Origin of the sequence: Yoonia sp. (assembly GCF_046292185.1) — a bacterium.
GTDB lineage: Bacteria > Pseudomonadota > Alphaproteobacteria > Rhodobacterales > Rhodobacteraceae > Yoonia.
In genome coordinates this window covers 34637-40636 of the sequence record NZ_JBKBQY010000018.1, presented here as the reverse complement: position 1 = coordinate 40636, position 6000 = coordinate 34637, and the positions used below count along the sequence as shown (strand labels likewise).

General features: G+C 63.0%; 7 protein-coding genes. 6 read left to right on the top strand and 1 reads right to left on the bottom strand.

Annotation, left to right across the window (positions count from 1 at the left end; genetic code table 11):
• The 5 genes from ACK4TM_RS05340 to ACK4TM_RS05320 form a co-directional block, all read left to right on the top strand.
• On the top strand, positions 1-826 hold an 826-nt coding region (locus tag ACK4TM_RS05340), incomplete at its 5' end, for a formate dehydrogenase accessory sulfurtransferase FdhD (RefSeq protein ID WP_409697865.1).
• Positions 827-899: 73 nt separating this feature from the next.
• Entirely contained in the window at positions 900-1481 is a 582-nt protein-coding gene (gene mobA, locus ACK4TM_RS05335; RefSeq protein WP_409697862.1) for a molybdenum cofactor guanylyltransferase MobA, read from the top strand.
• Complete coding sequence (gene mobB, locus ACK4TM_RS05330) at positions 1478-1969, top strand: molybdopterin-guanine dinucleotide biosynthesis protein B (RefSeq protein WP_409697859.1); 492 nt, start codon at positions 1478-1480, stop codon at positions 1967-1969. Before mobA ends, mobB begins: the two co-directional genes overlap by 4 nt.
• On the top strand, positions 1969-4059 hold the full coding sequence (locus ACK4TM_RS05325) for a molybdopterin-binding protein (protein WP_409697856.1): 2091 nt from the start codon (positions 1969-1971) through the stop codon (positions 4057-4059). The genes mobB and ACK4TM_RS05325 overlap by 1 nt, the downstream gene beginning before the upstream one ends.
• On the top strand, positions 4056-4634 hold the full coding sequence (locus ACK4TM_RS05320; RefSeq protein WP_409697853.1) for a GNAT family N-acetyltransferase: 579 nt from the start codon (positions 4056-4058) through the stop codon (positions 4632-4634). The genes ACK4TM_RS05325 and ACK4TM_RS05320 overlap by 4 nt, the downstream gene beginning before the upstream one ends.
• On the opposite strand, the gene mbfA is transcribed toward ACK4TM_RS05320, so the two are convergent.
• Positions 4631-5608, bottom strand: a complete 978-nt coding sequence (gene mbfA / locus ACK4TM_RS05315; RefSeq protein ID WP_409697850.1) for an iron exporter MbfA — start codon at positions 5606-5608, stop codon at positions 4631-4633. The genes ACK4TM_RS05320 and mbfA overlap by 4 nt on opposite strands.
• Before the next feature lie 146 nt (positions 5609-5754).
• Between mbfA and ACK4TM_RS05310 the strand changes: the two genes are divergently transcribed.
• Complete coding sequence (locus ACK4TM_RS05310; protein WP_409697847.1) at positions 5755-5934, top strand: hypothetical protein; 180 nt, start codon at positions 5755-5757, stop codon at positions 5932-5934.
• Positions 5935-6000 lie beyond the last annotated feature (66 nt).

Below are 6000 nucleotides of genomic sequence, written 5' to 3'. Positions count from 1 at the left end.
AAGGCTGACGCGCGCGGTCACCGGCACCGACCAGCATGGCCGCAAAACGGACCTGCGGGTTGTCGAGGAACGCCCCCTGACGATTTATCTGAATGCACAGGAAATCGTCACCGCGATGACGATCGGCGATTATCCACAATATCTGGCGTTGGGTTTCCTGCGCAATCAGGGGATGCTGCGTGACGATGACCGGATCACCGGCATCGACTATGATGAAGAACTGGAAACGGTGGTCGTCCGCACCGCATCGAAAACCACCTATGAAGACAAGCTGCGCAAGAAGACCCGCACCAGCGGCTGCGCCATCGGCACCGTCTTCGGCGATATGATGGAAGGGCTGGCAGGTGTCAGCCTGCCCGATCACCCGTTACGCACATCCGACCTCTATGCACTGGCCGCCACGATCAACCGCACCCCTTCGCTTTATCTGGAGGCGGGCGCGATCCACGGCACCGTGCTGTGTCAGGGCGCGCAACCGCTGGTCTACATGGAAGACGTCGGTCGCCATAACGCGGTCGACAAGATCGCGGGCTGGATGCTGCATCACAATGTTCCTGCCGGCGACAAGCTGCTTTACACCACTGGCAGGCTGACCTCGGAAATGGTGATCAAGACGGCGTTGATGGGTATCCCCAGCCTCGCCTCGCGGTCGGGCTTTACCGCCTGGGGGGTGGAGATCGCAAATCAGGTCGGGCTGACTCTGATCGGGCGGCTCAAGGGTCAGCGCTTTGTCTGCCTTGCAGGCGATGAAAGACTGATCCGCGACGCCGACCCTGCCCTGATCCCCGATGAACCCGGCCGCGCAGGCCGAAAGGCCAAAGCATGAGACTTTTCGTTTCTTATTTCTCCAAATACTCCCGCCGGAGGCTCCTGCATCCGCCACAGACGCAGGTGTCACGTTGAACGCGCCTCTGGGCGTGATCCTCGCCGGTGGTCTTGCCACCCGCATGGGCGGCGGCGACAAGGGGCTGCTGGCCCTGGGCGATAGCACGATCCTGGGCCATGTCATCGCTCGTTTCGCGCCGCAGGTGGGGGGTCTTGCGCTGAACGCCAATGGCGATCCGGCACGGTTCTCGGATCTGGGCATGGCCGTGATCGCAGATAGTATCGCGGGCTTTGCAGGGCCATTGTCGGGGGTGCTGGCAGGCCTGGACTGGGCCGCGGATCAAGGGGCCAGCCATATCGTCACCGCTGCCGCCGATACGCCCTTCCTGCCCTGCGATCTGGTCCCGCGATTGCAACTGTCAGGCGGCGATCTGGGCCTCGCTCTGGCGGCGAGCCCGGGAGGGCGGCAACCGACCTTTGGCCTCTGGCCCGTGGCCTTGCGCGATGATCTGCGCAGGGCCCTGCAGGACGGGCTGCGCAAGGTCGTGCTCTGGACCGATCAGCACGGCGCGGGCACGGCGATATTTCCCGATGATGCGGCCTTTTTCAACGTGAACACCCCCGGTGATCTGGCCCGCGCGCAGGCGATGCTATGAGGGTTTATGGCATCGTCGGATACAAGAACGCGGGCAAGACCGGGCTGATGGAACGGCTGGTGACCGAAATTGCCGGACGCGGATTTTCCGTGTCGACCCTGAAACACGCGCATCACAGTTTCGACGTGGACCAGCCGGGTAAGGATTCTCATCGCCACCGGCAGGCGGGCGCGCAGCAGGTGCTTTTGTCCTCGCGCGACCGCTGGGCGTTGATGACTGAACTGCGCGGGACGGATGAACCGCCGTTGGCCGATCTGCTGCGCCAACTCGCCCCGGTCGATCTGGTGCTGGTCGAAGGATACAAGCGCGACGCCCATCCCAAGGTTGAGGCATTTCGCGCCAGCACCGGCAACCCGCTGATCGCGACGGATGACCCGACGATCCGCGCTGTGGCCAGTGACACGCCGCTGACGATCGACCAGCCGGTCTTCGACCTTGACGACACGCGTACCATCGCGGATTTCATCCTGTCAGAGGTCGGATTGTGATGTTCGACACGATCCTGATCGTGGACTGGTCAGGCGGCAACGACCGGGGTGCCACCCCCAAAAAGGATGCGATCTGGACCGGGGTGGCAAGGGCGGGCATGGCCGAAGACCCGGTCTATCACCGCAACCGGCAGGTGGCGGAAAGCTGGATCACAGCATTCCTGACAGCGGAACGTCAGGCGGGGCGGCGCGTGCTGGCGGGGTTCGATTTCGCCTTTGGCTATCCTGCGGGCTTCGGGCAGGTGCTGACCGGATCGGATGATCCATTCGCGATCTGGGATTGGTTCGCCGCACGGGTGCAGGACAGCCCGGACGCAAATAACCGGTTTGACTTGGCCGGGCAGATCAACGCGATGTTCCCCGGCACCGGGCCGTTCTGGGGCAATGGATTGCCCAACCGCGATATCGAGGATCTGCCGCGCAAGGGCTTGGCACGACACGGCCACGGCATGACAGAAAGACGTGCTGCAGAAGAAAATGCCAAAGGTGCCTTTCCCGTGTGGCAACTTTCCGGCGCGGGCGCTGTCGGATCGCAGGTCATCATGGGCCTGCCGATGCTGGCGCGCTTGCGGCAGCACTTTGGCGCTGATCTGGCCGTCTGGCCGTTCGAGCCGCTGACGCCGCCTGTCGCGTTGGTTGAAGTCTGGCCTTCGCTGATCGCCCGGACCATCGCGGCGACCTGCCCGCGCGGAACTATCAAGGACGCGCATCAGGTGCGTGTGCTGTCGCGCGCGCTGTCGGCAATCTCCGCAGACGCCCTGCGCCAGATGCTCGATGTTCCGCCCAACACTGAAGGCGCGATACTCGGGGCGCATCATGTCGTAGCGCTGGAAGCGGCGGCCAGCGCACCGCCCCTGCGCAATGATTGCTTTGCCTTGCCGCAAGGCGTGCAGTGGACGCCTGTCGCTGACGCGCTGGCGCATCTGCGCGCCCAACTGCGCTGTGTCGCTGAGGCGGAAACGCAGCCGCTGGGCGCAGCGTTGGGGCGCTATCTGGCGGATGATGTGACCGCCCTACGCGCCCACCCGCCCGCTGCGAACGCCGCAGTGGATGGCTATGGCTTTGCCGGTCCAGCAAAGCCGGGACTGCAGAATCTGCCCTTGGTCAAGGGGCGCGCCGCGGCGGGTCAGCCATTCGGCGGGGCCGTGCCGCAGGGCGAGGCGATCCGCATCCTGACCGGCGCGAACCTGCCGGACGGTGTCGATACCGTCATCATGCAGGAAGACGTGCAGGCGTCTGACAGCATGATCACATTCCAAGGCCCGCTCAAACGCGGTGCCAATGCGCGCGCCGCGGGCGAAGATATGACGCTGGGCCAGATCATTGCACAGCAAGGGCGCAAGGTCACCGCCGCAGACCTTGCCATGTTTGCTGCCGCCGGGATCGGGCAATTGCAGGTCCGCCGCCCGTTGCGTGTCGGCGTGCTGTCCACCGGCGATGAATTGCGCGACCCTGGCAGCAGCGCCGCAGCGGGCGAGATTTACGATGCCAACCGCCCGATGCTGACCGCCCTTGTGCAGCAATGGGGTCACTGCGTGGTCGATCTGGGGCGCGCGCCGGACAATCGCGCCGCCTTGCGCGCCTTGCTGGATCTGGGGGCGGGACAATGCGATGTGATGCTGACATCCGGCGGCGCATCGGCGGGGGATGAGGATCATATATCTGCCCTGCTGGCGGATACCGGGTCGCTGGCGCTGTGGCGGGTGGCGATGAAACCGGGGCGGCCCCTCGTAATGGGGTTATGGGGCGGCAAGCCGGTGCTGGGCCTACCCGGCAATCCGGTCGCGGCGATGATCTGTGCGCTGATCTTCGCACGCCCGGCGCTGTCGCTTCTGGCGGGCGGTGAAGGGGCAGAGCCGCAAAGCTATCAACTGCCCGCTGCTTTCAGCAAAACCAAAAAGGCAGGCAGGCGCGAATATCTGCGCGCAAGGATCAGGGACGGCAAGGCGGAAATATTCGCCTCCGAAGGGTCGGGACGGGTATCTGGCCTGCATTGGGCGGAAGGGCTCGTGTCGCTGGGCGATGACGCGATGCAGATCAGCCCCGGCGATCCGGTCACCTACATCCCCTTTGTCAGTTTCGCGCAATGAAGATCACCACCGGCATCCCCGAGGCGAACCGGGCCGAGGTCGCGGCCCTTTACTGGGAAGCCTTCGGCGAAAAGCTGGGTTTCGTCATGGGGCCGAAATACCGCGCGCTTGTGTTCATCACGCAGGTGCTACGATCCGATCATGGGATCTGCGCGCATGACGACACCGGCGCATTGTTGGGCGTGGTCGGGTTCAAGACGCGGGACGGCGCGCTGGTGGGAGGCAGTTTCACCGACATGCGGCGGATTTACGGCTGGGTCGGGGCGGCGGCCCGTACCGCGCTGATGGCGGCGCTGATCCGTGATCTGGACAATGAACGGTTTCTGATCGACGGGATCTTTGTCGCACCCGAGGCGCGCGGTTGCGGTGTCGGCACCGCGCTGCTGGATGCGATCAGGGCCGAGGCCAGGGCGCGCGGCTACCGGCAGGTCCGGCTGGATGTGATTGACACCAATCCGCGAGCAAGGGCGCTTTACCTGCATCAGGGCTTTGTCGAACTGCATACGCAGAAAATGGGGCTGTGGCGGCATGTCTTCGGCTTCAGTGCCTGCACCACGATGGTGCGCGACGTCTAACCCGACCCGATCAGCACACCTGCGGCAAAGACCAAGGCACCGCCCAGCACCACCTGAAAGATCGCCCGTCCCCAGGGCGTCTGCATGAATTTGTTCTGAATCCATGCGATGACCCAAAGCTCGACCATGACAACGATCAACGCCACAATCGTCGCGGTCCAGAAATCGGCGATCAGATAGGGCAGCGCGTGACCCAGACCGCCGATGGTGGTCATCACGCCCGCAGCCAGCCCGCGTTTATAAGGCGACCCGCGGCCCGAGATTTTACCATCGTCGGACGCCGCCTCGGTAAAGCCCATCGAAATGCCCGCGCCGACAGAGGCGGCCAGCCCCACCAGAAACGTGGTCCAGGTGTCCTGCGTGGCGAAGGCCACCGCGAAAATCGGCGCGAGCGTCGAAACAGAACCGTCCATCAACCCCGCCAGCCCCGGCTGCACCCACGTCAGGATGAACTGGCGATAGGCGGCGGATTGTTCGGTCGATCTGGTATCATCGTCTAGATGCGCCGTGGTCAGTGACGCAGCCATGTCGGAATGTCCTGCCTCTGCCGCCGCCAGATCGCCCAGCAATTTGCGTGTGCTCGCATCGGACGCATGACCTGCGGCCAGTTCATAGAACCGCTGCGCGTCGCATTCCATCTGCGCCGCCTCGTCCCTGATCCGGTCTAGCCCAAGGTTTTCGACCAGCCAGACAGGGCGACGGGCGTAGAACCCGGCGACATGTTCGCGCCGGATTAGCGGAATCACATCACCGAACCGCGCGCCATGCAGATCGATCAACCGGCGACGGTGCTGGTTTTCTTCCGCCGCCATGCCATCGAAAACTGCAGCAGAGGCGGGATAATCCGCGCGCAGCCGTTCCGCATAAGTCCGGTATATGCGCGCATCATCCTCCTCGGACGAGATCGCAAGCGCCAGTATTTCCTGTTCTGACAAGTCATGGAATCGACGACGACTGGCAAATCCGGGAATCATTCTGACACCTCAATTTAGAATGATTCTAAACTAATCCTCTTCGCATTCATGGCAAGTGGAAAAACTGAACCGATATGTTCACTTTTCACTTGTGCACTAAACTAAACTGTATAGTTTATTTTCATAATCAACGATGGATGACCACTATGATACGCCTTTTCACCGCTTGTACCGCCCTGACACTCGCTCTTTCCGGACCTGTGATGGCTTTTACCTTCAACCTGCCTCTGCTGACCTATCCGCCACAGCCTGCGCCTGACGTGACGCAAACTTGCACGGGCGTTACGGAACAGGTGGTTGAAACCTGCACCGCCCCCGCCAGATAAGAAGGGGCACGTGAACTCTGCCGGATTGCTGGCGTTATCGCCTTGCCCGAAGTGAACTGATCAGTT